At 63.2% G+C, this 26072-nt stretch carries 30 protein-coding genes and 1 pseudogene; 13 read left to right on the top strand and 18 right to left on the bottom strand.

All coding sequences use genetic code 11. The annotated features are described in order from the left end of the window. Positions 1–118 precede the first annotated feature (118 nt). Both NKI01_RS26495 and NKI01_RS26500 read left to right on the top strand, forming a co-directional pair. Positions 119–247 (top strand): type II toxin-antitoxin system HicA family toxin, encoded by a 129-nt coding sequence (locus NKI01_RS26495; RefSeq protein WP_352965234.1) that lies wholly within the window; start codon positions 119–121, stop codon positions 245–247. A 1-nt stretch (position 248) separates the two neighbouring features. After that, positions 249–456: pseudogene (locus NKI01_RS26500) on the top strand (type II toxin-antitoxin system HicB family antitoxin). 284 nt (positions 457–740) lie between these two features. Here NKI01_RS26500 and NKI01_RS26505 read toward each other — a convergent pair. Beyond that, positions 741–1760 carry a glycoside hydrolase family 25 protein gene (locus NKI01_RS26505; protein WP_352965214.1) on the bottom strand — a complete coding sequence of 340 codons (1020 nt, stop codon included), beginning with the start codon at positions 1758–1760 and terminating at the stop codon, positions 741–743. A 428-nt stretch (positions 1761–2188) separates the two neighbouring features. After that, positions 2189–2323 carry a hypothetical protein gene (locus tag NKI01_RS26510; RefSeq protein ID WP_352965215.1) on the bottom strand — a complete coding sequence of 45 codons (135 nt, stop codon included), beginning with the start codon at positions 2321–2323 and terminating at the stop codon, positions 2189–2191. Positions 2324–2462: 139 nt separating this feature from the next. Between NKI01_RS26510 and NKI01_RS26515 the strand changes: the two genes are divergently transcribed. After that, positions 2463–2927, top strand: coding sequence for a hypothetical protein (locus NKI01_RS26515; protein ID WP_352965216.1), 465 nt, complete (start codon positions 2463–2465; stop codon positions 2925–2927). A gap of 13 nt (positions 2928–2940) precedes the next feature. Here the strand turns inward: NKI01_RS26515 and NKI01_RS26520 are convergent, their stop codons facing one another. From NKI01_RS26520 to NKI01_RS26540, 5 genes are all read right to left on the bottom strand, one after another. Then, positions 2941–3153: a hypothetical protein gene (locus NKI01_RS26520; RefSeq protein WP_352495816.1), complete on the bottom strand. Its 213-nt coding sequence runs from the start codon at positions 3151–3153 to the stop codon at positions 2941–2943. A gap of 118 nt (positions 3154–3271) precedes the next feature. Further along, complete coding sequence (locus NKI01_RS26525) at positions 3272–3670, bottom strand: GFA family protein (RefSeq protein ID WP_352481152.1); 399 nt, start codon at positions 3668–3670, stop codon at positions 3272–3274. 195 nt (positions 3671–3865) lie between these two features. Beyond that, positions 3866–4822, bottom strand: a complete 957-nt coding sequence (locus NKI01_RS26530; RefSeq protein WP_352481153.1) for an alpha/beta fold hydrolase — start codon at positions 4820–4822, stop codon at positions 3866–3868. 24 nt (positions 4823–4846) lie between these two features. Continuing rightward, positions 4847–5332, bottom strand: a complete 486-nt coding sequence (locus NKI01_RS26535) for an SRPBCC family protein (RefSeq protein ID WP_352965217.1) — start codon at positions 5330–5332, stop codon at positions 4847–4849. A 123-nt stretch (positions 5333–5455) separates the two neighbouring features. Next, positions 5456–5704, bottom strand: a complete 249-nt coding sequence (locus NKI01_RS26540; protein WP_352481155.1) for a ParB N-terminal domain-containing protein — start codon at positions 5702–5704, stop codon at positions 5456–5458. Positions 5705–5860: 156 nt separating this feature from the next. Between NKI01_RS26540 and NKI01_RS26545 the strand changes: the two genes are divergently transcribed. The 5 genes from NKI01_RS26545 (at position 5861) to NKI01_RS26565 (ending at position 11541) form a co-directional block, all read left to right on the top strand. Next, positions 5861–7501 (top strand): N,N-dimethylformamidase beta subunit family domain-containing protein, encoded by a 1641-nt coding sequence (locus tag NKI01_RS26545; protein WP_352965218.1) that lies wholly within the window; start codon positions 5861–5863, stop codon positions 7499–7501. Between the two features lies 1 nt (position 7502). Next, the gene (locus tag NKI01_RS26550; protein WP_023717416.1) at positions 7503–8870 is read left to right on the top strand and encodes an aminotransferase family protein; all 1368 of its coding nucleotides are present in this window, start codon (positions 7503–7505) and stop codon (positions 8868–8870) included. A 10-nt stretch (positions 8871–8880) separates the two neighbouring features. Next, complete coding sequence (gene kce / locus NKI01_RS26555) at positions 8881–9810, top strand: 3,5-dioxohexanoate:acetyl-CoA acetone transferase (protein WP_352515788.1); 930 nt, start codon at positions 8881–8883, stop codon at positions 9808–9810. Between the two features lie 193 nt (positions 9811–10003). Further along, positions 10004–10513 (top strand): GNAT family N-acetyltransferase, encoded by a 510-nt coding sequence (locus NKI01_RS26560; protein WP_352965219.1) that lies wholly within the window; start codon positions 10004–10006, stop codon positions 10511–10513. Further along, positions 10510–11541: a histone deacetylase family protein gene (locus NKI01_RS26565; RefSeq protein ID WP_023717413.1), complete on the top strand. Its 1032-nt coding sequence runs from the start codon at positions 10510–10512 to the stop codon at positions 11539–11541. The genes NKI01_RS26560 and NKI01_RS26565 overlap by 4 nt, the downstream gene beginning before the upstream one ends. Before the next feature lie 18 nt (positions 11542–11559). Here NKI01_RS26565 and NKI01_RS26570 read toward each other — a convergent pair whose 3' ends face one another. Both NKI01_RS26570 and NKI01_RS26575 read right to left on the bottom strand, forming a co-directional pair. Next, complete coding sequence (locus tag NKI01_RS26570) at positions 11560–12825, bottom strand: cysteine desulfurase-like protein (RefSeq protein ID WP_352965220.1); 1266 nt, start codon at positions 12823–12825, stop codon at positions 11560–11562. A 48-nt stretch (positions 12826–12873) separates the two neighbouring features. Next, entirely contained in the window at positions 12874–13941 is a 1068-nt protein-coding gene (locus NKI01_RS26575) for an aldo/keto reductase (protein ID WP_023717412.1), read from the bottom strand. Between the two features lie 385 nt (positions 13942–14326). Here NKI01_RS26575 and NKI01_RS26580 point away from each other — a divergent pair, with 385 nt between their 5' ends. Continuing rightward, entirely contained in the window at positions 14327–14491 is a 165-nt protein-coding gene (locus NKI01_RS26580; protein ID WP_023674744.1) for a hypothetical protein, read from the top strand. 52 nt (positions 14492–14543) lie between these two features. Here the strand turns inward: NKI01_RS26580 and NKI01_RS26585 are convergent, their stop codons facing one another. Beyond that, positions 14544–15050 carry a DUF1993 domain-containing protein gene (locus tag NKI01_RS26585; RefSeq protein ID WP_023717410.1) on the bottom strand — a complete coding sequence of 169 codons (507 nt, stop codon included), beginning with the start codon at positions 15048–15050 and terminating at the stop codon, positions 14544–14546. A 123-nt stretch (positions 15051–15173) separates the two neighbouring features. Here NKI01_RS26585 and NKI01_RS26590 point away from each other — a divergent pair, with 123 nt between their 5' ends. After that, entirely contained in the window at positions 15174–16205 is a 1032-nt protein-coding gene (locus tag NKI01_RS26590; protein WP_023717409.1) for a DUF1176 domain-containing protein, read from the top strand. Here NKI01_RS26590 and NKI01_RS26595 read toward each other — a convergent pair. Genes NKI01_RS26595 through NKI01_RS26625 form a run of 7 tightly spaced genes read right to left on the bottom strand, consistent with a single transcriptional unit; the run spans position 16202 to position 22538 of the window. Next, positions 16202–17119 (bottom strand): alpha/beta hydrolase, encoded by a 918-nt coding sequence (locus NKI01_RS26595; protein WP_084642439.1) that lies wholly within the window; start codon positions 17117–17119, stop codon positions 16202–16204. The two genes, NKI01_RS26590 and NKI01_RS26595, sit on opposite strands and share 4 nt — an antisense overlap. A 32-nt stretch (positions 17120–17151) precedes the next feature. Beyond that, positions 17152–18762, bottom strand: a complete 1611-nt coding sequence (locus NKI01_RS26600) for an NTP transferase domain-containing protein (protein ID WP_352965221.1) — start codon at positions 18760–18762, stop codon at positions 17152–17154. After that, positions 18759–19463, bottom strand: coding sequence for an XdhC family protein (locus NKI01_RS26605; RefSeq protein ID WP_352481162.1), 705 nt, complete (start codon positions 19461–19463; stop codon positions 18759–18761). The genes NKI01_RS26600 and NKI01_RS26605 overlap by 4 nt, the downstream gene beginning before the upstream one ends. Positions 19464–19469: 6 nt before the next feature. Then, positions 19470–19808, bottom strand: coding sequence for an XdhC family protein (locus NKI01_RS26610; RefSeq protein ID WP_023717405.1), 339 nt, complete (start codon positions 19806–19808; stop codon positions 19470–19472). Positions 19809–19833: 25 nt separating this feature from the next. Continuing rightward, positions 19834–21078, bottom strand: a complete 1245-nt coding sequence (locus tag NKI01_RS26615) for a vWA domain-containing protein (RefSeq protein WP_352965222.1) — start codon at positions 21076–21078, stop codon at positions 19834–19836. A gap of 4 nt (positions 21079–21082) precedes the next feature. Continuing rightward, positions 21083–22012 carry an AAA family ATPase gene (locus NKI01_RS26620; protein ID WP_352909297.1) on the bottom strand — a complete coding sequence of 310 codons (930 nt, stop codon included), beginning with the start codon at positions 22010–22012 and terminating at the stop codon, positions 21083–21085. A gap of 31 nt (positions 22013–22043) precedes the next feature. Further along, positions 22044–22538 (bottom strand): flavin reductase, encoded by a 495-nt coding sequence (locus tag NKI01_RS26625; protein ID WP_023717402.1) that lies wholly within the window; start codon positions 22536–22538, stop codon positions 22044–22046. Positions 22539–22718: 180 nt separating this feature from the next. Between NKI01_RS26625 and NKI01_RS26630 the strand changes: the two genes are divergently transcribed. Next, positions 22719–23792 (top strand): branched-chain amino acid ABC transporter substrate-binding protein, encoded by a 1074-nt coding sequence (locus tag NKI01_RS26630; RefSeq protein WP_352909299.1) that lies wholly within the window; start codon positions 22719–22721, stop codon positions 23790–23792. Beyond that, the gene (locus NKI01_RS26635) at positions 23792–24811 is read left to right on the top strand and encodes a P1 family peptidase (protein ID WP_352965223.1); all 1020 of its coding nucleotides are present in this window, start codon (positions 23792–23794) and stop codon (positions 24809–24811) included. Before NKI01_RS26630 ends, NKI01_RS26635 begins: the two co-directional genes overlap by 1 nt. A 29-nt stretch (positions 24812–24840) precedes the next feature. Here NKI01_RS26635 and NKI01_RS26640 read toward each other — a convergent pair whose 3' ends face one another. Further along, complete coding sequence (locus tag NKI01_RS26640; protein ID WP_254817658.1) at positions 24841–25095, bottom strand: DUF2171 domain-containing protein; 255 nt, start codon at positions 25093–25095, stop codon at positions 24841–24843. A 248-nt stretch (positions 25096–25343) separates the two neighbouring features. Here NKI01_RS26640 and NKI01_RS26645 point away from each other — a divergent pair, with 248 nt between their 5' ends. Beyond that, a complete protein-coding gene (locus NKI01_RS26645) occupies positions 25344–26069 on the top strand; it encodes a DUF2259 domain-containing protein (protein ID WP_352909303.1) in 726 nt (241 codons plus the stop codon). Positions 26070–26072 lie beyond the last annotated feature (3 nt).

A 26072-nucleotide genomic window follows, 5' to 3' on the forward strand; every position in this document is an offset into this window, starting at 1 on the left:
TCCGCCGTACAAGTGCCTCGACCGCCGATCGGATCGGCGGGCTGCAGCTTATGTCAAAGGCCATTGTCAGCAATCATGAGAGTGGTGAGATTCACTCTTAACCTCTGGTGCGCCATCAATTGCAACCAAGGGCAGCCATCGCCAATACAAAGCCGGCCGCGTTACCGTGGCCGGCAAGCCGTCTGAAGAGGTCGCGCCAGGAACCCTGAACAGCATCCTCAAGCAGTTCGGTCTGAAGGAACGATGACATGCGTTACGCGGTGGTGATTGAAAAAGCCTGAAAACAATTTTTCCGCTTATGTTCCGGATCTGCCCGGCTGCATCGCCACCGGTGCGACGGTGCCTGAGGTTGAAGCCGAAATTCGTGACGCAATACGCTTTCATATCGAAGGCCTGCGGGCCGATGGGCTGGATGTGCCCAAAGGGGTCAGCCTGGCGGACTATGTAGAGGCGTAGAGCCGTCAGCCGAGCCAAGGCTGATAGCTACCACCGCGCGTTTCGCTTCGACGGCACGGCATGGATCCTAGGGTCTGCGCTCCGCTTCGCGTTCGCTCCGCCCTAGGATGACGAAGACACGGGGCCTGGAGGCCAATCGCCAAAGCCGGTAATTGGCGGGAACATCCCTCCCTTCGTCATCCTAGGGCGGAGCAGGAGCGAAGCGACGTTGCGGAGATCCTAGGATCCATGCCGTGACCGCGGCGGGATACCGACGGTGGAAGCCAAGCACCCGACAGACGGTGCTACTCCGCCTCCGCCACCATCTGCCGTCCGCCAGTCCAGTCGCGCCAGGCCTTCTCATCGCCGTGGAACACGTTGAGGTCGATGCGGCCACTTACCCCGTGCGACAGGCCGGAGCCGGAATATTGCCAGAACAGCCATTTGCGCCCAGGATAGACCTTTGACGGGTGCGCGGCCACGGCGCGCAGCCAGAACGGATAGTCGGGGAAGGCGCCCCTGAGATTGTCACGGTAGAAGTCGGGCGCGGTGTAGATGATCGGGCGCTGGCCGTAGTAGCGCTCGAGCTTGTCCATGAACACCTGCATCTTCTCCAGCACCTTTTGCCGCGACGGGCGGCGCTTGCAGCTGGATTCGCCGTTCCACTCGACATCGATCACCGGCGGCAGCGTGCCCTCGGCCCTCGGCACGTTGCGGATGAACCAGTCGGCCTGCTCGCCGGCGGTGCGGCACCAGTAGAAGAAGTGATAGGCGCCGCGCTTCAGACCGGCGGCGTCGGCATTGCGCCAGTTCCTGGTAAACATCGGGTCGATATGATCGCCACCGTCGGTCGCCTTGATGTAGGCGAAGTTGGCGCCCTGGGCGCGCAGCTTTTGCCAGTTCACATTGCCCTGCCAGCGCGAAACGTCGACGCCATGGACGGCGAGGCGCCTTGGCGAGGAGGACTTGCCGAAATTGATCGGCTTGGCGTCGCGAAAACCATAGCGCGTGACCGGCTCGGCAAGCATCGCCGGTGCCGCGCGTGTCAGCCGTTTCGGGGGCGACATCAGCGCGATCACCTCGGCCGGCGGTTCGACGTCCTGATCGGGTACGTCCATCGCGACCGGCTGCTCGTCCTGCTCCTGTTCGGCAAAGGCGGGCGCAGCATCAGTTGTCGCCACGGATGCCACCGGCGCGGGTGGCCGCACAACCGAGCTGGTGGTCTCGCTGGACGGCACTTGCAGCGCATCGACGCTGGAGGTCGACGTGCAGCCGGCAAGGCACAGCGCTGCGATCGAGAAGATGACGACGCCTGATAACCGCATCTGGACCTGTACGCAAAACACAACAGACCGAAGGCAGGACAACGCCGCCGGACAAACCAAGCTGGATTCCTAACAAGAAACTACCAACAAAGTTTGAATCGAATTGTTAGGGCTCTCGTCGAGACGTCGGCGGGACGGAGGCGCGCTATCCCTCCAACGTTTGGCCATGTCGCTGCCTCCGCTTGACAACTCATGGCATGAGATTAGTCTCTACTAATCTTACGGTGTAAGGCACTACTTGGGAGGAAGTTATGCAGCCCGCCGCCCTGTCAGAATTGCAGCCGGCGGTCACGCCGGAGCCACGCTCGCCCGCCATCGGGATCGACGAGATATCCGGCGATCTCAGCCGCGTCATCGAACGCGCTGAGGTCGATGCCTGGCTCGATCTCTATCGCGCCGCCCCGGCAGACTTTGCCGCAAGGCAAGGCCTAGCCATCGCCGAAGATGGCGATCTCGTCTGGACCACCTGCACGACGATCCCGTTCATCCATTTCAACTGCGTCAAGAACCTTGGTGTCGATAGCGCGGCCACCGAGAGCCGGCTCGATACGCTTCTGAGGCATTATCGCGACGCCGGCATTCTGCGGCCCTGGTTCTACACCAACCCACACACCGAGCCCGCGACGCTCAGCTGCTGGCTCGAGGCGCGCGGCCTGCAGCGTCAGGGAGGCTGGGAACGCATCTTTTCGCGACGCCACGCCGTTGCCAGCGGAGCCGCTTTTCCCGACGGAGGATGTCTCGGTCGAGCGGGTGACGCCGGCAACGGCAAGGGAATGGGCTGGGTTCATCGACAGCCAATACCGGTTGCCGACCTCACCGTGGTTACTGGCGCTGGCCGGCCGGCGCGGCTGGCGCCATTACATGCTGCGGCGGGACGGCGCGGTGGCGGCGGTGCGCTCGATGTTCATCGGCGCCGACGGCATGGCCTGGAGCGGCATCGACGCGCCGGTGCCCGGCATCATGGCGCCGAGCTTCGATCTCGATGCAATGCTCGGCGAAGCGATGGTGCGCGACGGACTTGCGGCCGGTGCAAAACTGTTCGTGGCCGATATCGAGGCGCCGCAAGCCGAACGCGACGGGCCGGCCTATCGCAACTATGCACGTCTCGGCTTCAAACTCGCTTATTTCCGCAGCCATTACAGCTATTTGCCGGCAAATTCCGGCTAACCGCTTCAAGACCCTAGCCGCACAGCCACAGCTTGTGGCAGGTCGTGGCCATCAGGTGGGCCGGCGGTACAAAACGATCGTTGACCGCCACATCATCGTCCGCCCGCCGGACCTTTTCTTCGAGCAGCGTGCGAAGTTGCGCCGGTTGCACGCGGTCGCGCTCCATCACCAGCTTGATCATCGGATCGCTCAAGAGTTCGTCCAGGGTGTTGATGCTGTCGTTCATTCCGTCGCCTCCTCGACTGCCGCCCGCACGCAATAGATAGGCAGCAATGATGGCCCGCCAATGACGCTTTGCCGGCTATCTCGTGTCGCTTTGGATTAAATTTTGTCCAGATTTCACCTCAAACCGGAGGTGGCGCGCCTTCATATTGCGGCAGGCCGTCGTCGATCTGCACCCAGGGCTGCTTCGAGGCGGTCCAGATATGCATCTCGGGCCTGAACACTGAGGGGTCATCGAGCGAGCCGGTGGTGACGCCGATGATGCCGGCGGAATCGCGCCGGGAAAACATCGTCGTGCCGCAGCGCGGGCAAAAGCCGCGCTTGAGATCGGGCGAGGAATTCACCATCGCCAGCGGACCGTCGACCGTCACATCGTCGATACGGAACAGCATGCGCGCGTTAAAGGCGGCACCCAGCGCCTTCTGGCACAACCGGCAATGGCAGATCCGCTCATTGATCGGTGCCGCCTCGGCGCGGTAGCGCACCGCGCCGCACAAACATCCACCCTGATATCCAGCCATCGCCCGCGTCCCTTCCCTGTAAGGATAGGCGATACCTATCGATAGGCGTGGCAGCGTCAATTGAAAAGCTTTGATGGCGCCATCTATAGCTGTGATGCGGCCGATACACGATTGGCTCGATGCGCCGCGCCAAGGCCTCATCGACGAAATGCCGGCCGTCTCGCGGGAGACGGCCGGCAGACAATTGACTGCGTGTCAGTTCGTTTCGTTGACGACTTCGTCCCAGGTCTTGACCTTGGTCTCGCCATTAAGGAACGGCAGCGCGGCAGGTGTCAGTTCCGGCGCGAAGAACACATCGTAGTGGGTGCGGTTCGGCACGATCGCCAGGCGGTTCTGCGACAGGTTCTCGCGCATCCAGCCGGCGTCCTTCAATCCGCCGCCGAGCATCTGGTAGAATTTGATCTCGTGCTCGGGCCGGTACATGTCGCTGTCGCCAAACACCAGCATCACCGGCATTTTCAGCTTCGGCACGTCGGCGGAATAATCGTAGTCCTTGCGCATATAGGCGCCAAGTTGATCGAGGAGTTTCGGAAAATCCTCCGGATGCGGCGCAACGGCGACGTAGGATTTGTACATCGGCGTGTCCTTCATCATGTCAGCCATCGCCGCGCCGACCTGTGCCTGCTGGCCACGCATCTCGGCATAGAAGCCGTCCGCGGCGTAGGGGGTCGAGACCAGCACCAGCCGGCGCACCGCCTCGGGATGCTGCACGGCCATGCGGAAGGCGACGCCGCCACCCAGCGAATAACCCATGACGTCGACCTTGTCGTAGCCGAGCGCCTTGACGATCGCCGCCATGTCGTCGCCCATCGCCTCCAGGCTGAGCGGCCGGTCGCCGAGTGCGGTGCGGCCATGGCCCTGCAGGTCGACGCCGATGACGGTGCGGTTTTCGGTAAGCTTCGGCAGGATCGGCGCGAACATATCCGTCGTGCCGAGCCCGCCATGCAGCAGAAGCAGCGGCTCTCCCTTACCATAGACGGCGTAATAATAGTTCAAACCGTTGATCGGCAGCAGGCCGGATTTTTCCGGCTTCGGCAATGTTGCGGTTGCGGTCGTCATGGCGGGCTTGGCCTCCTCAGCGTTGATGGTGCCCGGCGCCGCAAACAGCGCGGCGGCCGAAGCGAAAATGGCGAAAAATATCGATCTGGACATGTCAGTCTCCCTCTCCCGTTTGCATCAAAGTCGCTTTGCGACTTCCTCGAGCTGTTCGGCGCACTGGCCCCAGCCCTCGTGAAAACCCATTTTCTCGTGCTGTTCGCGGTCGGCGACCGACCAATGCGCAACCCGGGCGACGTAGCGGGTCTTGCCCGGGCCCTCGTCCTCGAGTGTCACAATGCCGGTCATGAACGGTTTGGCGGAAGGCTCCCACGCCTTGGTATAGGCATCGGTGAAGACGAGCTTCCTGCCCGGCACGACTTCGAGGAAGACGCCGGGGTTCGCAAACTCGTTGCCGTCGGGACCGGCCATGACGACCAGGCTGGTGCCGCCGGCGCGAACGTCCATCTCAGCGCGCGGCGTCGTCCACGGCTTCGGCGCAAACCATTGCGTCAACAGCTTCGGCTCGGTCCAGCAGCGATAGACGTTCTCGCGCGGTGCATCGATGATGCGGGCGAGAACCAGCTCGCGGTCGGAGTTGGGGGCGATGTCGAGCTTGGTGGTCATGGTGTTTCCTCACATGTCGGGTTTGGCTTTCGTGTCTAGGACGAACCGACAAGACGCAAGCCGACACGGTCCACGAGAAAAAATCCGCGGAACCGGAGATTCGAACGACGGAACCGAGTGGCTTCAGTGGCGCTTGGCTTGCACCAGATAGGCGTCGATCTCAGTCTCGCCGAGCCACTTGGCCGCTTCGAGCCGATGCAGGCCTTCGACCAGGATATGGCGCTTGCCGTCATGGCGCACCTGGATCGGCGTCTTCATGCCGTTTTCCAGAATGTCCTCGGCAAGATGGCGGACGGTCTCGGGATGCAGCGTCTTCTTGCGCGCGGTCGGCACGTAAATGTCGTTGACCCTAACCTTTTGCACTCTCAGCATATCGGCTCCCGTGGCGGACAAGGCCGCGTTTTGTGAGATAGTCTGTTTGTCCGGCAAGGCCAAGGGAGCAGCCCGGCGATGACTGGCCCGATCGTTTCCAATTGACGCTTGGCCGGCGGATGGCCGAAATGGCGGCCTTCGACCTTAGCGGTGTCCATGAACCATCTGCCGACCGAGTTTCCCGATTTCGGACTGACGCCGGAGCAGCGACGCCAGGCGGTGCGCAGCCATTACTGGGAATGGCCGGGTATGGATGGCGGGCGCGGCGAAATCTGGTGCTACAGCGACCGTTTTTCCTACCGCCCCGGCGAGATGGTGGCGCTGCATGTCAGCTCGACGGCCGCCAGTTTCGGCATCGCGATCGTCCGCGACGGCGGTACGGAAACGACGATATTCGAAAGGACCGGGATCGCGGCGCGCTGGCAGGATACGCCTGATCAGTGTTCGGTCGAGGGCTGCGACTGGGAAGCATCGTTCGAATTTTGCATCGGCGACGACTGGCCGTCCGGCGCCTATCGCGTCACGCTTGAAGCCGACGCTCGCGACGGCAAGCCGATCCGCTACCACCATCTTTTCATCGTCGCGCCGCAGCCCGGCAAGAAGCTTGGTCGCGTGCTGCAGGTCGCGGCCACCGGCACCTGGCTCGCCTACAACACATGGGGCGGTTCCAACCATTACGAAGGCATCACCGGGCCAGGCCGCGACCAGTATGCACGAATAGTGTCGACGCAGCGGCCTTGGTGCCGCGGCTTCGTCGTGCTGCCCAGGGACGCGCCGCGCGTGCCGCTCGAAGTCGCCGTGCCGCCGAAAACCGTGCCGCGCTATCCGCATATGGAATGGGCGTTTGCCACCGGCCATTCGAAGAAATACGCCTCGTCCGGCTGGGCAAGCTATGACAGCCATTTCTTCCGCTTCGCCGAGCGTGCCGGCTACGCCGTCGATCTTGCCAGCCAGCACGATCTGCATTTTTCGCCCGACATTCTCGACGGCTACGCCTGCGTCGTCTTCGTCGGCCACGACGAATACTGGACCTGGGAGATGCGCGATGCGGTCGACACCTATGTCGAGCGCGGCGGCCATGCGGCGCGCTTCGCCGGCAATTTCATGTGGCAGACCAGGCTGGAGGACGAAGGCCGCCGGCAGGTCTGCTACAAATACCGCGCTCGCGCAGAGGACCCGGCCTATCGCGGCGGCGATATAAGGCGCGCCACCAATTCCTGGGAAGCGCCGGAAATCGGCCGGCCGGGTGCGGCGACCTTCGGCCTCAACGCGACAAGAGGCGTCTATGCGGGCTGGGGCGGCTGCGCGCCGCGCGGCGTACGCGGCTTTCCGGTCTACCGGCCTGAGCATTGGGCGTTTGCCGGCACCGGCATCTACTATGGCGACCTGCTCGGCGCCGACAGCCATGTCTATGGCTACGAGGTCGACGGGCTCGATTTCGAGATCCGCGGCGGCCTGCCCTACCCCACGCCCGACAGCGGCGCACCGGACGGCCTGCAGGTGCTCGCGGTCGGCATGGCTGCCCAGGTCGAGGAAAGCGCCGACATTCCGTTCGAGGACCAGTTCCTCGGCGACGAGGACGGTCGCTTCACCGCCGAAACGCTGTTCGGCGAGGCAAGCGACGCCAATCTCGACAAGGTCAGACGCGGCAACGGCATGATCGTCAATTTCCCGCGCGGCAAGGGCGAGGTGTTTCACGCAGGAAGCTGCGAATGGGTCGCCGGCCTGCTAAGGCAGGACGCGATGGTCGAGCGCGTCACCAGAAATGTCCTCGACCGCTATCTTGGAAAGCCATGACATGCTGAAGCCCCCTGTCCCGGAAGCCCGCGAAGCCTCGCATCTGTTTTATCTGTCCAGCCTGCGTCGGCCGCTGATCGACCGCGCCGAAGGCATCTACATGTGGACGCAGGATGGCCGCCGCTTCATCGACGGATCGAGCGGGCCGATGGTCGCCAATATCGGCCACTCCAACCGCAACGTGCTCGACGCGATGAAACGGCAGATGGACCGCGCCACCTTCGCCTACCGCCTGCATTTCGAGAACGAACCGGCCGAGGAGCTCGCGCGGCAACTGGCGGCCAAACTCCCCGAGGGCCTGGACCGCATCTTTTTCGTCTCCGGCGGCTCGGAGGCAACGGAATCCTGCGTCAAGCTGGCGCGGCAATGGGCGGTCGCCACCGGCCAGCCCAGCCGCTGGAAGGTGATCACGCGTTTTCCGTCCTATCATGGCGGCACGCTGGGTGCGCTCGCCGTCACCGGCGACGATGCGCTGGCCGAAACATTTGCGCCGATGATGCAAGTGATGCCGACCGTGCCGGCGCCCATCGCCTGGCGCGACCGCGACAATCTTTCGATGGAACAGCGCGGCATCCGCTATGCCGACATGCTGGAGGAGAAGATTCTCGCCGAGGGGCCGGACAGCGTGCTCGCCTTCATCATGGAGCCGGTCGGCGGCGCTGCCACGGCAGCACTGGTGGCGCCGGACAGCTACTATCCGCGCATCCGCGAGATCTGCGATCGCTACGGCATCCTGCTCATCCATGACGAGGTGATGAGCGGCGCCGGTCGCACCGGAAAATTCCTCGGCGGCGATCACTGGAACTGCAAGCCCGACATCGTTGCGCTGTCGAAGGGGCTGGGCTCGGGCTACGCGCCGCTCGGCGCGCTGGCGGCACCGATGCGGCTGGTGCAGCCATTGCTCGCATCGGGCGGCTTCCAGCATGGCCATACCTATGCCGGCAACCCGCTCGCCTGCGCCGCCGGGCTCGCCGTGCTCGGCGAGATGGACCGTCTCGGCCTGATCGCCAATGCGGCCGATATGGGCAAGCTTTTGATGGACGAGCTGAAGGGATTGGCGAAGCGGTTTCCGTTCATCGCCGACGTCCGCGGCAAGGGCCTGCTCACAGGTGCCGAAATGGTCGCCGACCCAGATACGCTGAGGCCGATCGAGCCGGCAAAGAAGGCCACCCAGCGGCTGCTCGACCTCGCCTATGAGCGCGGACTGATCATCTACGGACGCAAGGTCAAGGGCGGCGTCGACGGCGACAATTTCATGGTCGCGCCGCCGATGATCGTCACCGCCGCGCAGATCGGCGAGATCGTAGCCATCATCGGCGACTCGCTCGAAGTGCTGGCCGGTGAACTCGACCTGCCGGTCGAAGGCTGAGGGGCGAACCATGGCGCCGCGAAAAATCATTATCACCTGCGCCGTCACCGGGTCGGTGCACACACCATCGATGTCGCCGCATCTGCCGGTGACGCCGGACCAGATCGCCGCCGACGCGATCGCCGCCGCCGAAGCCGGTGCCTCGATCCTGCATCTTCACGCCCGCGACCCCAAGGATGGAAGGCCGACCGCCGACCCCGAGCTGTTCATGCAGTTCCTGCCGCGCATCAAGCAGGCGACCGACGCAGTGATCAACATCACCACCGGTGGCTCCTCGCTGATGACGCTCGACCAGCGGTTGGCCGCCCCGCTCAGGGCGGAGCCGGAAATGTGCTCGCTCAACATGGGCTCGATGAATTTCGCGCTGTTCCCCATGCTCGAGCGGCCGCGGGAGTGGCAGCACGAATGGGAGCCGAAGCTGCTCGAGGCGACCCGCGACACGATCTTCAAGAACACCTTTGCCGACATGGAGACGGTGCTTGAGAAGCTTGGGCGTGGTTGCGGCACGCGCTTTGAATTCGAGTGCTACGATGTCGGCCACCTCTACTCGCTGGCGCATTTCCGCGACCGCGGGCTGGTGTCGGGACCGCTGTTCATCCAGTTCGTGTTCGGCATCCTCGGTGGCATCGGCGCCGATCCCGAAAACCTGATCCACATGAAGCGCATCGCCGACAAACTGTTCGGCGACAGCTACCAGTTTTCGGTGCTGGCCGCCGGACGCCATCAGATGCCGATGATCTCGATTGCGGCGGCGATGGGCGGCAATGTCCGCGTCGGGCTGGAGGACAGCCTCTACGACGGGCGCCAACTGGCCAAGTCCAATGCCGACCAGGTCCGCCGTATCCGCAGCGTGCTCGACGGGCTGTCGCTGGACGTCGCGACGCCGGCCGAGGCGCGGCAGATGCTGGCGCTCAAGGGCGGCGACCGTGTGGCGTTCTGATGGTTGCGCTCCGGCACACCCCCCTCTGGCCTGCCGGCCATCTCCCCCTCAAGGGGAGAGATCGGCAGCTTCGATCTCGCTGCCCACCCTGCAACGTTGGTGAATCGCGAAACCCGGCGCGACATCCAATCTCCCCCCTTGAGGGGGAGATGTCCGGCAGGACAGAGGGGGGTGCCTGGGCGCCCTGCCTGCCGTGAGTACGCCATCCACAAACGTGCTTATCCGCCCCGGCCGGGTGGAGGACGTCGAAACCATCCACGCCGCACTCCTACGGCTCGGCGCGCATGTCGACGCACATCAGGAGATCACCTCGACAGCTGCGGATCTCCGCACCTATGGCTTTGGCGAAAAGCCTGCCTTCTCGACCTTGATCGCCGAAGTCGGCGGCGAATTTGCCGGGCTTTGCCTGCATTTTCCGATCTTCTCGACATGGATGGGACGACCCGGCGTCTATGTGCAGGACCTCTACGTCGAGGACCGGTTTCGCGGCCGCAGGATCGGCGAGCGCCTGCTGCGCCGGGTGGCGGCGCAGTGCCGGAAGGCAGGCGGCGTCTATCTCAGGCTGTCCGTCGATACCGACAACGAGACCGCCAAGGCTTTTTACGAACGGTTGGGCATTGCCTGGTCGAGCTACGAGCAGGTGCAGAAGATCGTCGGCGACGCCTTTTTCGCCTTCGCCGATGCACCGGAGGAGCCAACATGAAAGCCTTCTATGCCGAAGAACAGAAGCGCCACGACCCGAAGGCGTTCCTCTCAAGCGGCGCGCCGCAGCCCAATCCGGAAAAGCCGGAACGGGTCGAGCGATTGCTAGCCGGCGCAAAGGCTGCCGGCTGCACGATCGAACGGCCGCGGGATCACGGGCTCGGCCCGATTGCGGCGGTGCATACGCCCGAATATCTCGATTTCCTCCAGCATATCTTCGCGCGCTGGCAGCGCATCGAGGGTGCCTCTGCCGAGGTCATTCCCAACATCCATCCGATCGCGCGGCACGGCTCCTATCCTGCCTCGGCAGTCGGCCAGGCCGGCTACCACATGGCCGACACCGCCTGCCCGATCTCGGGCGAGACGTGGCAGAGCGCACTGTGGAGCGCCTGGAGCGCGGTTGAAGCAGCCGAGGCGGTGATGTCGGGCGTGCCTTCAGCCTATGCGCTCTGCCGTCCGCCCGGCCATCACGCCTTTGCCGAGGTCGCCGGCGGCTTCTGCTTCATCAACAATTCGGCGGTCGCCGCACGGGTTCTGCGCAAGCAAGCGGCGCGGGTGGCGATCCTCGACGTCGACCTGCATCACGGCAATGGCACGCAGGGCATCTTCTATGCCCGGCCGGACGTGCTCACCGTGTCGCTGCATGCCGACCCGGTGCGCTTCTATCCGTTTTTCTGGGGCCATGCCGACGAGCGCGGCGAAGGCGCCGGCCTCGGCTACAATCTCAACCTGCCGCTGCCGCGCAAATCCGGCGACGCCGCATTCCTCGAAGCACTGGACGTGGCTTTCCAGCGTATCCGCGCCTTTGCGCCAGAAGCGCTGGTGGTGGCGCTCGGCCTCGACGCCTTCGAGGGCGATCCGTTCGGTGGGCTGTCGGTGAGCACGCCCGGTTTCTCGCGCATTGGCGAGGCCATCGCCGGTCTCGGCCTATCGACAGTCATCGTCCAGGAAGGCGGCTATCTCTGCGACGAGCTCGGCGACAATCTCACCGCCTTCCTCACCGGTTTTGGCGGCGCCCACAAGCGATGATCGGCCCGCGAGGCGCGCTCAGGATCGTTCCTGCCTCAGCATGGCGACAACGCGGTGCACACTCTCCAGCGTCTCGTCGATCTCGGCTGAAGTGTTGTAATGAGCGATGCCTATGCGCACGACGCCCTGGTCGGCCGGAATGCCGAGCTGGTGCACAATCTCCCAGGCGTAGTTGTGGCCGGACCATAGGAAGATGTTTTCCGCATTCATCTGCCGCACGATCGCCTCCGGCACGATGCCTTGGACGGTGAAGGACACCGTCGGCACGCGCTCATTGATCCGCTTCGGATCGGTGATGCCGTGGATGGTCAGGCCTGCAATATCCGACAGACCGTCGATCAGCCGTTGCGCCAGCGGGTTCTCGTAAGCGATCGACAATTCGAAGGCCTTGGTTATTTTCTGGCGGCGCGATGCTTGATCGCCGGCCGCCGCGCCCAGCTCGGCAAGATAATCGACCGCCGCCGACAGGCCGGCCATCAATTCAATTTGCGGCGTGCCGAGCTCGAAGCGCTCCGGCAAGGCATTGGACGAGCAACGGCATTTGTACGGCTTCAGCGCATCGACGACGTCCAGCCTGCCCCACAAAATTCCCATATGTGGGCCGAAGAACTTGTAGGCCGAGCAGATCAGGAAATCACAGCCGAGATTTTGGACGTCGATCAGGCCATGCGGGGCGAACTGCACGGCATCGACGTAGACCAACGCACCGGCCTGCCTGGCAGTGCGGGTCAACGCCTTCACCCGGTTGATCGACCCGGTGAGATTGCTGGCGTAGTTGAGCGCAACGAGCCGCGTCCTCTCGGAAAGCAACGCGGCAAGCGCCGCCTCCTCGATTTGCCAGCTCTGCTGGTCGAAAGGCAGCCAGCGCACGACAAGGCCAAGGTCTTCAGCCAGTTGCAGCCAGGGCGAGACGTTGCCCTCATGGTCCATGCGGGTGAGGATGATCTCGTCGCCGGGCTTCATCGTACGGCCAAGCGTTCGCGACATGTGGTAGGTCAGCGTCGTCATGTTGACGCCGATGATAATTTCCTGCTGACTTGCCGCGCCAAGGAAATCCGCCATCGCCAGATGGGCCTCGTCGACGATGTCTTGTGCCGCGATGGTGGTCTCGAAGAAGCCGCCGAGATTGGCATTGGTGGTCAGCAGACAGCGTGACACCGCGTCCGCCACCGCCTGCGGCACCTGCGTGCCGGCAGGATTGTCGAGATAGATGCGCCTGCGGCCCTTGTCGGTCAGCGACAAGGCCGGAAATTTTGCGCGCACCGCGTCGATCCGGAAGTCCATGGCTGTTCCCCTCCCCTTATGATCATCGGACGATCACGTCTCGACGCCTCACGGGCACGGATTGCCGACGCGCTGGTGGATCGCATCGACGGCTTTCTGCATGTCCTCGGTCCAGACCACGTTGGCGGAAGAGAGCGCCATTTCGAGTTGCGAAATGGTGGTGGCACCGATGATGTTCGAGGTGACCAAGGGCCGGTTCGAGACATAGGCATTGGCAAACAGGGCCGGCTCCATGCCGAAGGTGCGCGCCAACCGGTTGTATTCGAGCTGCACTTCGGCAGCATTCGGCGTCTCGTAGCGCTGGCCGCGGTTGAACAACTGCGAGCGCGAGCCCTGCGGCCGCGCGCCATGATCGTATTTGCCGGTCAAATAGCCTTGCGCCAGCGGCGAATAGGCAAGCAGCGACACCTGCTCGCGCTCGCAGACTTCGGCAAGGTTCACCTCGAAGGTGCGGTTGACGAAATTATAGGCGTTCTGCAACGAGACGACGCGCGGGCCGAGGCCCTTGTCGGCTTCGGCAATGAAACGCATGACGCCCCAGGAATTCTCGTTCGACAGGCCGAAGTGGCGGATCTTGCCGGCCTTCACCAGCTCGTCGAACACACCAAGCGTCTCGGCGATCGGCGTCTCGCCCTCCGGCACGCCGGCGGCATCGGAGCGTCGCGGCACGGCGCCGATGCGGTTCGGATTGGCGCCCCACGGTACGTCGCGTTCCGGCCAATGGATCTGGTAGAGATCGATGTAATCGGTGTTGAGCCTGGCGAGTGACTTATCAATAGCGTCGAAGATGTCGGCGCGCACCAGCTTCGACGGGCGGTCGCCGCGAAACCAGGTGTTGGCGGTGCGGCCAACCACTTTCGAGGCGATGATCACCTGGCCGCGATTGCGCTTCTCCTTCATCCAGTTGCCGATGATTGTCTCGGTGCGGCCCTGCGTCTCGGCCTTGGGCGGGATCGGATAGAGTTCGGCGGTGTCGATGAAATTGACGCCGCGCGCAAACGCCAAATCCATCTGAGCGTGACCGTCCGCCTCGGTGTTCTGCTGGCCCCAGGTCATCGAGCCGAGGCAGATCTGCGACACGAAAAGATCGGTCTGGCCGAGGCGGCGTTTGTGCATGGAGGTTCTCCGGCGGGAATTTTGCGCGGCTGCGCGAGGAGGAAGCAATAGCATACAGGAAAGCGCCGGCCGCTTCCAAGCCCGCCGCCGGCAGGCCAGGCGACTTTCCCAGGATGCCGGCGAACGGGGTTTATCCCCACGGCCAATAAAAAGCCGGACTGCATGTGCATGCAGTCCGGAAGTTCGCCAGGAATGGCGAGGAAAAACCGGCCAAATGCCGGCACTGACGCATACGGTCGAAGTGCCGCAGAAGTTTCGCCGGACCAGCCGAATTATGTCAAAAAAGATCGGGGCAGCATGGCTGCCATGCGAATGCTGCACTGCACAATCGTCATGATCCGCCTATATTGAAGGCCGCGGAGGTTTCAATAGAGGGGCTTGAATCATGGGATTCTTCACTGAAATGTTCGCCCGTCCGCGTCCGCGGGAACAGCTGCGCTATCGCGCGGCACTGGCGCTACTCCATTCGATGAGCAATGCCGATCGCGCCGATATCGGGGTCAAGCCGGCCGATTTCCCACGCATCGCCCGGGAAATGTCCTTGCGCTAAACAGTGCACCGCGAGATATCCCGGCGCGGCCGGGATATCTCCTGAGCGAATCTCAACGCAATCCGAGGAAGATCGACTTGCCCAATGGCACGCCGTTGTGGCGCAGGATGTCATAGGCAGTGGTCAGGTGGAAATAGAAATTGGGCATGGCGGCATGCAACAGATACTGCATTCCTGGCATCGAAACCTCGCGTCCCGCAAGCCTCAGTTCGACCATCCTGTCATCTGAACCATCGAATTCGGCCGCCGAAAATGTCGCGAGATGAGCCAATGTCTTGCTAAGGCGGGCCTGCAGATCGGCGAAGCTCGCCTCATTGTCCTCGTATTTTGGCACCTCACGCCCGGCCAGCCGCGACGGCGCGCCCTTGGCGTGATCGGTGGCAATCTGTACCTGCCTGGTCAGGGCGAACATGTCCGGCGCCAGCCTCGCCGTGAGATACACCTGCGGATCGATCTTCCGGTCAGCCGCATTTTGCTCGGCAATGCTCAGGACGTTGGCCAGTGCCTTCAGCCTCGCCGAAAATACCGGCACGGATGCTTCATACATTGATATGGTCACAAGAAATCTCCACGCGGCCCGACTGCCGACGGCGAGAGGTAGCGCTTTCGCACGCGATTGTTCAAGCGTCACCACGTCGCCGCAATCGATATGATAGGATTTTTCATCGAGTGGAGGTTCCCGATGAGACGCGCCCTTTTCGCAACGGCCGCTTTTATCTCTCTTGCCGGCCAATCGGCGCTCGCCGCAGACGCGCCTTATATCGACGACAGGTCGAATGCCGAAGCGGTCATCCGGTCGCTTTATAGTGCCATCAGCCGGCACGAATTCGCGCGCGCCTGGGACTATTTCGGCGACACCAAGCCGGCCAAGGATTTCAACTCCTTCGTCAAAGGCTATGACGGCACCGACACGGTCGACGTAAAAACCGGTGGTGTGTCCGAAGACGGTGCTGCCGGCAGTATCTACTACAGCGTTCCGGTCGCCATCCGGGCGACAGCCAAGGACGGCAGCGAAAATGTCTTTGCCGGCTGCTATACGCTGCGCCAGATCAACGCCTCGATCCAGGAACCGCCATTTCGCTCGATCTTCATCGACAAGGGTGCGCTGAAACCGTCAAAGGCCGATTTCGAGGATGCCGTGCCGGCAAGCTGCGGCGAAGGACCGCCGCCGCCGAAGAAGGACGCAGCGCTTGAGCAGGCCAACAGAGCGTTTGCCACGACTTATGGCGACCAGTGCGACAAGGATCTTTTGGCGCAGGAGCCGGACATTTTCTCGATCCACTATAAGGACAAGGATGCGGCTGCCAGTGATCCCGAAAGGGAAACGCGGCTTTTCCACTTCTCCTGCTCGGCCGCGGCCTATAACGAAAGCTCTATTTATTACATGAGCGACGACGTGCTCGGCGTCAGGCAATTGCAGTTCGCCGAACCCGAAATGGACATTCGCTACGAAAACAACGACAGCGAAGGCAAATTGCTGGGCATGACCATAGTTGGCTTCCAGACCTCCGGCTGGGCAACCAATTCCGATTACGACGAAGAGACCAAGACGATCGCTACGTTCAACAAATGGCGTGGCATCGGCGATGCCTCTTCATCGGGGACATATCTGTTTCGCAACGGCGATTTTTCCCTGGTCCAGTACGACGTCGACGCGTCTTACGACGGCGAGGAAAATCCGCAGACGGTCGTCGACTACAACACCGCGCCCTAGGGGGCCTTCGATAACATCCAGTTGAGTGTACCCCGCCAGTCGGTCATGCGGATTGGCGTGCCATGCGTGCCAGTTTCAAAACGGACGAAGCGGGTCGGATAGGTTCTCGATTTGGCTAGGATCGATCGGAAGAAGCCTTCCTGTTTCTCGATTGGAAACACCGGGTCCTTGCTACCCTGGCCGAAGAAGACCGGCACACGACGCTTGAATGCGGGGCTTGAGAAGAAACTCTCATCCCACAGCGAGCCGAGCAGCAGCAGCCCGTCGATGCGCCCGCCGGTGTCCTTGCGATCGGCCAGCTTCCAGCATAACGAACCGCCCATCGAGCCACAGGCGACGAAGATTTTTGCGCCCGGCGACTGCTCGGCATAGTGGCCGATCAACGCAGCGATCTGGGCGGCACCGGTGTCGCCGAAGTCGGAAAAATCCGGCGACAGATAGAGGCCGCCATTGCCGGCCATCAGGTTCTTGATGCGGTTGAAATTGCCGCCAAAGGTGATGTCGTCGGTGCCCTGCTTACGGCTGCCGCCCTGCCCGTGCAGGTAAAGCACGATGATGCTGGCGCCCCCGACTTTGCCGACGGCAATGTGGCGGACATCTCCAGCGTCGGTCTTCAGCAACAGATCCTGCTGCACCTTGCGCACGCCGGTATCGGTGTATTGCGCGTGCACACGACGCTCAGGCACTTCGTCACGGGCGTTGATGTCGCGCAACTCACGATAGTCGATGACCGTATAGGCGCCGTTGTTTTCGGATGAGAGCGTCGCCGGATAGGCGAACAGATCATCCTTGAAGGGTTTGAGTTCGAGAGCGTTGGCGTAGGCGGCACAAGAGAGCGACAAAAAAATCGCGATCAGCAGGGCCGGGAGGCCAGAGGGGGGCAAGCGGAACCGGAAGCAAGAACGAAAGGCCATCCCGCAGCCATGCGTTTTTCGGCTTCGGTTTGTCAATCCTGCAGCACGCCGCCGGCGCTTTCCAGCGCCTCGCGCGTGTCGACATCGACGGCCGCCCCTTCGCCGATCTCGACATCGATGACGTCGAGCCCTTCGGCCTCGACCAGATGACGGGCACCGGTATCGCCTTCGAGGTGAGCGATGGCGGCGAACAGCGAGCGCGGCAGCAGCACCGGGTTGCCGCGCCGGCCATTATGAGAGGCGCGCACCACCGATCGCCCTTCGGACTTGCGGAACGCCTCGATCAGCCTGTCGAGGTCGGCCGAGGCGACGCCCGGCATATCGCCGAGGACGATCAGGGCGCCGGCGGCGTCGCCAGAAACCTTGGCGATGCCTGCCTTCAGCGACGAAGACAGACCCTCGGCGAAATCCGGATTGTCGGCGAAGGTCACATCCATGCCCGACAGTGCGCTGCGCACGCGCTCGCGCTCGTGGCCGGTGACGACGATGGTGGCCGCGGCTTTCGAACCGACCGCGCGTTCGGCGGTGCGGCGGACCAGGGGCTTGCCGTCGAACAGCGCCAAAAGCTTGTTCGGCCCGCTCATGCGGCTGGAGCGGCCGGCCGCCAGAAGCACCGTCTCGACCCTTGGTTCTGCTTTGGCCGGCAGCGGCTCGCGCGGCTGCGGCCGCGTCGGAATTTCCATCAGCAGCCCGCCAACGCCCATGCCGGCAATATCCCTGGCGGTCACGTCGAGACCAGCAATCAGCCGGTCGAGCACCCAGTCGAAGCTGTTCTCCTTGGGGCTACGGGCGCAACCGGGCGCACCGATGATGCGCTTGCCGCCTAGATTGCCGAGCACCAGCAGATTGCCAGGATCGACCGGCATGCCGGCGCGAATGACGGTGCCGCTTGCCCTTTCGATGGCGGCGGGCACGACGTCGCCGAAATCGGCCATCGCCGAGGCGCCGAAGATCACCACCATATCGTTGTCGCGGATCAGCGAGGCGGCAGCCTCGGCGACGGGGCTGACCTCATGCGGGGTTCGACGCTCCGTCGTCAGCCGGCTGCCCGAACGCGCCAGGCGCGCTTCGGTGACGCGCAGCGTCTTGTCGAGCACGCTCGGCTTGATGCCGGGCAGCACCGTCTGGATGACGCCGACGCGCACCGGCTGATAGGCGTTGACCGCAAAAATCTCGCCCTCGGCGCAGATCCTTGCCACCGCATCGACCAAAGCGAAGGCGACCGCAAACGGAATGATTTTCACCGTCGCAACCATCTGACCTTTTTCGACCGGCGCATGCTGCGCCAGCGTGGCGATGGTAATCGTCGGATCGACGGCATTGATGGCGTCGATCATCGCCGCGTCGACGGTGAATATGCCGGCAGCCTGCGCGTGGAGGTTGACCCTGCCGGTCGCAGCGCGCTTCGCCTCGATGTTGCGATGGATCATATATGCGGCGAGCTTTTCGGCCGCGGCATCCTCGCTGAGATCATCGGGCGCCAACACCGCCGCGACGACCTCGGAAATCCCGGAGGCCTTCAACAGGGACACATCCTCGGCGCTTAGCCTGTGCGCCTTGCGGAAGCGGCGCTCTCCGGCTGTGGTGGCGTGCGCCAGCACTGCCCCTTCGGCCGCATCGATCGGAACGGGACCAAATTTCACGCGACCGCGCCTTTGGATTCGAGGCCGCGAGAGCGAAAGGCGTGGATCGCTTGCGCCAACACCGCGACGGCGATCTCGGCCGGGCTGGCAGCCCCAATGTCGAGGCCGATCGGTGCATGAATGCGGGCGATCTGGTCGGCGGTCGCGCCCAAGGCCAGCAAGCGTTCGACGCGTTTCGCATGGGTCTTGCGACTGCCAAGCGCCCCGACATAGAAGCAGTTGGCGTCGAGCGCCGCCTTCAGCGCGAAATCGTCGATCTTCGGATCATGAGTGAGGGCAGCCAGCGCGGTATAGCCGTCGAGCGGCTGACGCTTCAGGACATCCTCCGGCCATTCGGCATGCAGCGCGATGTCGGGAAAGCGGTCGGACGTGGCAAACGCCGTGCGCGGATCGATGATCTCGACGGGATAGCCGGCGATCCTGGCCATCGGTGCAAGCGCCTGGCTGATGTGGACGGCGCCGATCACCACCAGGCGTGGCTGCGGCAGATGTGCGTTGAGGAAGAAGGCCCGTCCCTCAGCTTCGACCGACCCGGAATTGCCGGTGCGGAATGCCTTGGCGATGGCTGCCCCGAGTTCGCCGGCAACCTGGTCGCCCTCGCGCACGATACGGTCCCGGCCGTCACCAAGATCGGTTACCAAAATCGCCGCGCGGCGGGCACGACGTTCGGCGTTGAGTGTCTTCAGCGCGTAAGGATCCATCGACAATCAGCCCAATCTTTCGACATAGACCTTGATGCGGCCGCCACAGGACAGGCCGACCTGCCACGCAGTCTCATCGGCGACCCCGAACTCCAGCATCTTCGCCTTGCCGCTATCGATGACGTCGATTGCTTCGGTCACCACTGCGCCTTCGACGCAGCCGCCCGAAACGGAGCCATGGAAATTGCCTTCGGTGTCGATGACCAGATGGCTACCGACCGGCCGCGGTGCCGAACCCCAGGTTTCGACCACGGTGGCAATGGCGACGTCCTTGCCGTCCTTCATCCAGCCCTCCGCGATGATCAGCGGGTCGCGGGCTTCATCGAGATAGACACTGTGTTCCATGATTTTCTCCCTGGGAGACATGTGGTTATGCGACGCGCTTCGCGCCAGCCTGGATCCACCGGCGCGGGTCGACCGAACGCACCGAATTCTTGTCCAGCGACGCACAGAGATCGGCGAGCGCGTCGAGATTGTGCACCGAACGGAATTCGTCGACATGCGGCAGCATCGCCCTGACGCCGCGGGCGCGCGCCTCGAAGCCGTCGAAGCGCAGCAGCGGGTTCAGCCAGATCAGCCGCCGGCAGGATTTATGCAGCCGTTCCATTTCCTCCGACAGGCCGGCGACCTCGTCGCGCTCCAGCCCATCGGTGATCAGCAGTACCACCGCGCCTTGCCCCAGCACGCGGCGCGACCAAAAACGGTTGAATTCTGCCAGCGTATCGCCGATGCGCGTGCCGCCCGACCAGTCCTTTACCGCGGCAGAACAGTCGGCGAGTGCGGCATCGGGATCGCGATGCCGCATCTGACGGGTCAGATTGGTAAGCCTGGTGCCGAAGACGAAGGCGTGCACGCGCCGGCGCTTTTCCGTCAGCGCATGCAGGAAATGCAGGAAGATCCGCGTGTACTGGCTCATAGAACCGGAAATGTCGGCAAGCACCACCAGCGGCGGATGGACTTCGCGGGGCGAGCGGAATTTAGGCAGGATCAACTCGCCGCCGGTGCGCGCAGCCGAGCGCATCATGGCGCGCGGATCGATACGGCGGCCATGCGCATCGGCTTTGAAACGCCGCGTCCGAACCATGTCGACGGGCAGCCGCAACTGGGCGATCGCTATCTTGGCGTCGGCCATCTCGGCGGCGTTCATCTGGGCAAAATCCTTGCCTCTCAGCACCTCGTTGCCGGAGAAGGTGTAGAGCGCGTCGACCTCGATCTCGGGAACTTCCTGCGCCGGCTGGTTCTTCTGGTGACCCTCGAACATCGCCTGGCTGACGCGGTTCTCGGCCGCGCGGGGTTTTTGCTTCCCTTTGTTGTCGGGAGCGATCGGCGAAAAGATCGCCAGCATCTTTTCGATCAGCTCGTGCGACTTCCAGAACAGCCGGAAGGTCTCGTCGAAGGTGGCGTGATCTTCGTGCCTCGAGACCAGCACGGCGTGCAGCGTCCAGTAGAAATCGTCACGCGAGCCGATGCCGGCAGCGAGCACTGCCTCGATGGCGTCTTTGACCGAGGCCGGTCCGACACGCATACCGGCCTTGCGCAAGGTGCGGGAGAAATAGACGACGTTGTCGGCGATCCGCCCGTCCGCCGTTGCCTCTTTGGGTTCCGCACGCGGCATCGCCCTACTCCGCCGCCGACAGCTCGGCCTTGACCTCGTTGAGGATGCGCCGGCCTTCGCCCTCACCGATGCGGGCAATATCGTCCTGGTATTTCAGCAGCACGCCAATCGTGTCGGAAACCGTCTCAGGGTCCAACGCCACCTTGTCGAGTTCGGTCAGCGCGCCGGCCCAGTCAATGGTCTCGGCGACGCCGGGCACCTTGAACAGCTCGATCTGACGCAGCTTCTGGATGAATGAAACGACCTCGGCCGAAAGCCGGCTGTTGGCCTGCGGCACCTTTCGGCGGACGATCTCAAGCTCGCGCTCGGCATTGGGATAATCGACCCAGTGATAAAGGCAGCGCCGCTTCAGCGCGTCGTGGATTTCGCGCGTGCGGTTGGTGGTGATGATGACGATCGGCGGCTCCTCCGCCTTGATGGTGCCGAGTTCGGGCACCGTCACCTGGAAATCGGAAAGGATTTCGAGCAGGAATGCCTCGAAGGCCTCGTCGGTGCGGTCGAGTTCGTCGATCAGGAACACCGGTGCGGCGCCCGGCTTGCCAGTCAGCGCATCGAGCACCGGGCGGCGGATCAGATACTTTTCGGAAAAGACGTTGCGTTCCATGTCGGAGCGGTCGACCTTGCCGGCCGCCTCCTCCATGCGGATTTCGATCATCTGCGCGGCGTAGTTCCACTCGTAGACGGCAGACGAGACATCGAGCCCTTCATAGCATTGCAGGCGGATCAGCCTACGGCCAAGGGCCTCGGCCAGCACCTTGGCGATCTCGGTCTTGCCGACGCCCGCCTCACCCTCAAGGAACAGCGGACGCTTCATGCGCAGCGACAAAAACAGCACAGTCGCCAGCGACCGGTCCGCCACATAATCCGCACCGGTCAACAGATCGAGCGTCTCGTCGATGGTCCGCGGCACGGGGCGCGATTTCAGCTCGGTCATTTGATCTCCATGGACGCGGCCATCAAAGCCTCTACAGAGCGTGGTAGCTGCGGTCGTGATAGATCAGCGGCCGCAAATTATCGCCGGTGCGCAGGCCTGTCACCTTGCCAAAAAGCACACGATGAGTGGCCAAATCCTTGGTGTCGATCAGCTCGCAGTCGAAGACGGCAAGCGCGCCCTTCAACGTCGGCGCACCGGTCGAGATGACGTCCCATTCGGCCAATGCGAAACGCTCCTCGACCGGCAGGCCGGTGATGCCGGAAAAGCCGATCGATAGCGGCTCCTGATCCGAAGCCAGCGTGTTCAGGGCAAATTTGCCGTTTTTCACAAACGGCTCGTTCTTGGGATTTTCACGATTGAGGCAGACCAGGATGGTCGGCGGCGTGTCCGACACCGAGCAGGCCGCGATCACCGTCGCGCCACGCTTGCCCGCCGGGCCGTCAGTGGTGACCACATGCACATGGCCGGCAAAATGGGCCATAGCGTCGCGGTAGGCCTGCGGCCCGATTTCATTCTTCTTCAGCACCGATGATTTTCCGTTAGTCAGAACCAGCCGTTATATATGACCGCATATTGCATGCCACAAGCGAAGTGCTTGAGCTATATCCCGAATTCGCGTGTTGCGCCAAAGCTGGCCAGCCTTTAGGTCTTGACGGCATTGGCGCCGGCAAAACACGCGACCGGCGCGGAGGAATTCTTCGCTCGCATGCGACCTTGGACAACCACGATAGCGGTGCTGGCCTGGCTCTCGCTCGCCGGTAGTGCGAGTGCCGAGACGCTGCTGATCGGTGTCGCGGCGCCTTTGTCGGGGCCGTCGGCGATCCTCGGCAAGCAGATCGAGGCAGGCGCGACAATGGCGGCTGAAGCGAGTGATACCGAGATCAGGACGATCGATGACGCCTGCACGGCCGCTGGCGGCGTTGCCGCCGCGCGGGAATTCGCCGCGGCCAAGGTCAAGGTCGTCATCGGTTTTCTGTGCACCGACGCAATCGAGGCGGCTCTGCCGATCCTCAAGGATGCCGACATCCCGGTGATCACCGTCGGCGTGCGCACGGAAAGCCTGACCGACCGGCGCGCCAAGACGGGATGGCCGATCTATCGTCTCGGGCCGCGCGGCGACGACGAGCGCAATGCCGTCGCCGCCACCCTCACCCGCCTATGGCAGAACGAGCTGTTCGCTATCGTCGACGATGGCACGATCTATGGCCGCGAAATGGCCGAGACGTTTCGGTCTGCCGCCGAGCAGGCGGCATTGAAGCCAGTGTTCGTCGACACGTTCCGGCCGCAGCTCGACAACCAGATCGGCCTGATCGGCCGACTGAAGAAAGCCGGCGCAACGCATGTCTTTGCCGGTGGTGACGGCGATGATGTCGCCATTATGGGCCGCGACGCCGGCCAGCTCGATACCGGCATGGTGTTTGCCGGCGGTGAAGCGCTGCGCGCGCCGCTCGGCGACGTGCCTTACGCCGTCGGCACGCTAATGATCGCGCCGCCCGAATGGGTTGACGTCGCCGACCCCAAGGTGCTGCAAAGCTTTGTCGCACAAAACATCGTGCCGGATGGTTATACGGTTCCCGCCTATGCCGCGGTCGAGATCGCCCGCGAGGCCTTTGCGGCTTCCGAAACCTCCGGCAAAAGCCTGGCTGACCTGCTTACTGGACATGACTTCACTACGGCGATCGGGCCGATCCGCTTTGACGAGAAAGGCGACCTGACGCAAAATCCTTATCGCGCCTACCGTTTCGACGGCGGCCGTTTCGTGCGGGCGGAGAGCCAATAATGTTCCATACCGGTCCGCGCAATCTCATCACCGACGTTGCCGGCTTGCGGATTGGCAATGCGGCGAATGCCAAGCTGAAATCCGGTGTGACCACTGTCATCTGCGACGAACCGGCCGTGGCCGGCGTGCAAATCCTGGGCGGTGCGCCGGGCACCCGCGAAACCGACCTGCTCGAGCCGCACAATTCAATCCATGCCATCCACGCCGTGGTGCTTTCGGGCGGTTCGGCCTTTGGCCTCGACGCCGCGTCGGGGGTACAGGCGGCATTGCGCGAAAGAGGCATCGGCGTCGAGGTCGGCGGCTTTCGCGTGCCGATCGTGCCGGCGGCGATCCTGTTCGACCTGCGCAATGGCGGCGACAAGGATTGGGGCCGGTATCCGCCTTACCGCGACCTCGGCTACGAAGCCGCGCAAGCCGCCGCGATAGACTTTGCGCTCGGCACCGCCGGCGCGGGTGCCGGCGCGCTGAGCTCCGGTCTGAAGGGCGGGCTCGGCTCGGCCTCGACAATGCTGGACAGCGGCGTCACCATCGGCGCGCTCGCCGCCGTCAACCCGACCGGCTCGGTGACGGTCGCCGGGACCCGCCATTTCTGGGCGGCACCGTTCGAGATCGGCGACGAGTTCGGCGGCTTAGGCTATCCCCACCCGATGCCTCACGGTGCCAGAAAGATCCTGCTGAAGTTCCGTGACAAGCATGCCGCAGAGCAGGCGGAAACCGGCGCCAACACGACCATCGCCGTGATCGCCACTGATGCGGTCCTCACCAAGGCCGCCGCCAAACGCCTGGCGATATCAGCGCATGACGGCTTTGTCCGTGCCATTTGGCCGACGCACACGCCCGCCGACGGCGATCTGGTCTTCGCGCTGGCAACGGGCAAGAGCGGCATCGAGCTCGGGCCCAACGATGCAATCGATCTCTACGCAGCTGCCGGCGCGACGATGGCGCGCGCCATCAGCCGCGGCGTCTTTGCCGCGACGCCGGCCGAGGGCGATCTCTTCCCGGTCTGGTCGTCGCGCTGAACGCGCCAACGCTGTGGTCGGGCGACCGATCAGGTGGGGTCGGATTTTTCTTCCTCGAACGTGACCGCAACATCCGAGTTTGCCGACAGGCGCACCTTCTGGCCCTCGACCTCGGCGACGAGGCTGAGAGGAATGAAGTGGTGATGGCCCCTGTGAGCGCCCTCGCCGCTGTCGCGCTTGGTCAGCTTGATGCGATCCCCGTCGACCTTGTCGACGGTGCCGACATGGACGCCGTCGGCGCCGATCACTTCCATACGTTCGCGGATCTTGGCTGCATCGGTCATGGGGGTCTCCCTTAGGGCGCCGCGCGTCCTTTGGACGCGCAAAGGATGCTCTAAACATTTTGAATCAATGCATCGTGCCCTTCCGAAAATCGATTCTGATTTTCGGAAGGCACGATGCGATGAAGCTGCCGACAATAACAAACGACAGCCGGATTGGATGCATCGACTTCGTGTTTCAGTTAGCACGATCTTTTGACAGCATCGTGATAGGGAATTTAACGACGTCGACTGCCTGAACGGAAAGCCCCATGCGAAATCTTGCCCTGTTTGCCGTCTGCCTGTTCGCCCAGCTTGCAACTTTGGTCGCCGCCTACGCAGGCGATGTCGCCGAGCTTGAGATCCTCGGCTTCAGCAGTGACGGCGGCATCTTCGCCTTCGAAGAATATGGCGTCCAGGACGGATCGGGATTCCCGTATGCCAACCGCTATTACATCAACACGGCCGACGACAATTTTCTCAAGGGCTCGCCGATCCGTATCCGGCTCGACCACGAGAATGCCACCGTGGACGCAGCGCGGCTGCAGGCCCGGCAAAAGGGCGAAGCGATCGTCAGTCAGGCGGAAGTCACGGCAAATCGCGGCATCACCGCCGGCTTCAACCCGGTGACCGAGCTTTCTGCCGACCCCTTCCGCATGGTGGTCAATCCGCGCCCGATCTTTTCGCCGGTCGACGAACCGCTCGAGTTCCGGCTCGACCAGATCGGCATGAACGACACCGAACGCTGCCAGAGCCAGGGCGAGATCAAGGGCTTTCGCCTGCTGCGCATCGAAGCGAGAGACGGCAGCCTGACGAGGATTATTCACGAGGACAAATCGATCCCGCAAAGCAGAGGCTGTCCGAATGGGTACCAGATCGGCGCGGTCCAGACATTTTCGCTGGATAGCCTCAGCGCCTATGCCGTGCTGATCGCGGTGCGCCAATACGGCTTCGAAGGGCCGGACTATCGCTGGATCGCGGTAACCGGTCGCCTGTGACGT

The sequence above is a fragment of the Mesorhizobium sp. M0815 genome (genome assembly GCF_040319995.1).
Taxonomy (GTDB): Bacteria; Pseudomonadota; Alphaproteobacteria; order Rhizobiales; family Rhizobiaceae; genus Mesorhizobium.

Bases quoted from the DNA above. Each gene is read 5' to 3' on its own strand.
- NKI01_RS26505 (WP_352965214.1), bottom strand. From the start codon at position 1,760: ATGCGGTTATCAGGCGTCGTCATCTTCTCGATCGCAGCGCTGTGCCTT.
- NKI01_RS26510 (WP_352965215.1), bottom strand. From the start codon at position 2,323: ATGCCTCAGAAGCGTATCGAGCCGGCTCTCGGTGGCCGCGCTATCGAC.
- NKI01_RS26520 (WP_352495816.1), bottom strand. From the start codon at position 3,153: ATGAACGACAGCATCAACACCCTGGACGAACTCTTGAGCGATCCGATG.
- NKI01_RS26525 (WP_352481152.1), bottom strand. From the start codon at position 3,670: ATGGCTGGATATCAGGGTGGATGTTTGTGCGGCGCGGTGCGCTACCGC.
- NKI01_RS26530 (WP_352481153.1), bottom strand. From the start codon at position 4,822: ATGTCCAGATCGATATTTTTCGCCATTTTCGCTTCGGCCGCCGCGCTG.
- NKI01_RS26535 (WP_352965217.1), bottom strand. From the start codon at position 5,332: ATGACCACCAAGCTCGACATCGCCCCCAACTCCGACCGCGAGCTGGTT.
- NKI01_RS26540 (WP_352481155.1), bottom strand. From the start codon at position 5,704: ATGCTGAGAGTGCAAAAGGTTAGGGTCAACGACATTTACGTGCCGACC.
- NKI01_RS26545 (WP_352965218.1), top strand. From the start codon at position 5,861: ATGAACCATCTGCCGACCGAGTTTCCCGATTTCGGACTGACGCCGGAG.
- NKI01_RS26550 (WP_023717416.1), top strand. From the start codon at position 7,503: ATGCTGAAGCCCCCTGTCCCGGAAGCCCGCGAAGCCTCGCATCTGTTT.
- kce (WP_352515788.1), top strand. From the start codon at position 8,881: ATGGCGCCGCGAAAAATCATTATCACCTGCGCCGTCACCGGGTCGGTG.
- NKI01_RS26565 (WP_023717413.1), top strand. From the start codon at position 10,510: ATGAAAGCCTTCTATGCCGAAGAACAGAAGCGCCACGACCCGAAGGCG.
- NKI01_RS26570 (WP_352965220.1), bottom strand. From the start codon at position 12,825: ATGGACTTCCGGATCGACGCGGTGCGCGCAAAATTTCCGGCCTTGTCG.
- NKI01_RS26575 (WP_023717412.1), bottom strand. From the start codon at position 13,941: ATGCACAAACGCCGCCTCGGCCAGACCGATCTTTTCGTGTCGCAGATC.
- NKI01_RS26580 (WP_023674744.1), top strand. From the start codon at position 14,327: ATGGGATTCTTCACTGAAATGTTCGCCCGTCCGCGTCCGCGGGAACAG.
- NKI01_RS26590 (WP_023717409.1), top strand. From the start codon at position 15,174: ATGAGACGCGCCCTTTTCGCAACGGCCGCTTTTATCTCTCTTGCCGGC.
- NKI01_RS26595 (WP_084642439.1), bottom strand. From the start codon at position 17,119: ATGGCCTTTCGTTCTTGCTTCCGGTTCCGCTTGCCCCCCTCTGGCCTC.
- NKI01_RS26605 (WP_352481162.1), bottom strand. From the start codon at position 19,463: ATGGATCCTTACGCGCTGAAGACACTCAACGCCGAACGTCGTGCCCGC.
- NKI01_RS26610 (WP_023717405.1), bottom strand. From the start codon at position 19,808: ATGGAACACAGTGTCTATCTCGATGAAGCCCGCGACCCGCTGATCATC.
- NKI01_RS26615 (WP_352965222.1), bottom strand. From the start codon at position 21,078: ATGCCGCGTGCGGAACCCAAAGAGGCAACGGCGGACGGGCGGATCGCC.
- NKI01_RS26620 (WP_352909297.1), bottom strand. From the start codon at position 22,012: ATGACCGAGCTGAAATCGCGCCCCGTGCCGCGGACCATCGACGAGACG.
- NKI01_RS26630 (WP_352909299.1), top strand. From the start codon at position 22,719: ATGCGACCTTGGACAACCACGATAGCGGTGCTGGCCTGGCTCTCGCTC.
- NKI01_RS26635 (WP_352965223.1), top strand. From the start codon at position 23,792: ATGTTCCATACCGGTCCGCGCAATCTCATCACCGACGTTGCCGGCTTG.
- NKI01_RS26640 (WP_254817658.1), bottom strand. From the start codon at position 25,095: ATGACCGATGCAGCCAAGATCCGCGAACGTATGGAAGTGATCGGCGCC.
- NKI01_RS26645 (WP_352909303.1), top strand. From the start codon at position 25,344: ATGCGAAATCTTGCCCTGTTTGCCGTCTGCCTGTTCGCCCAGCTTGCA.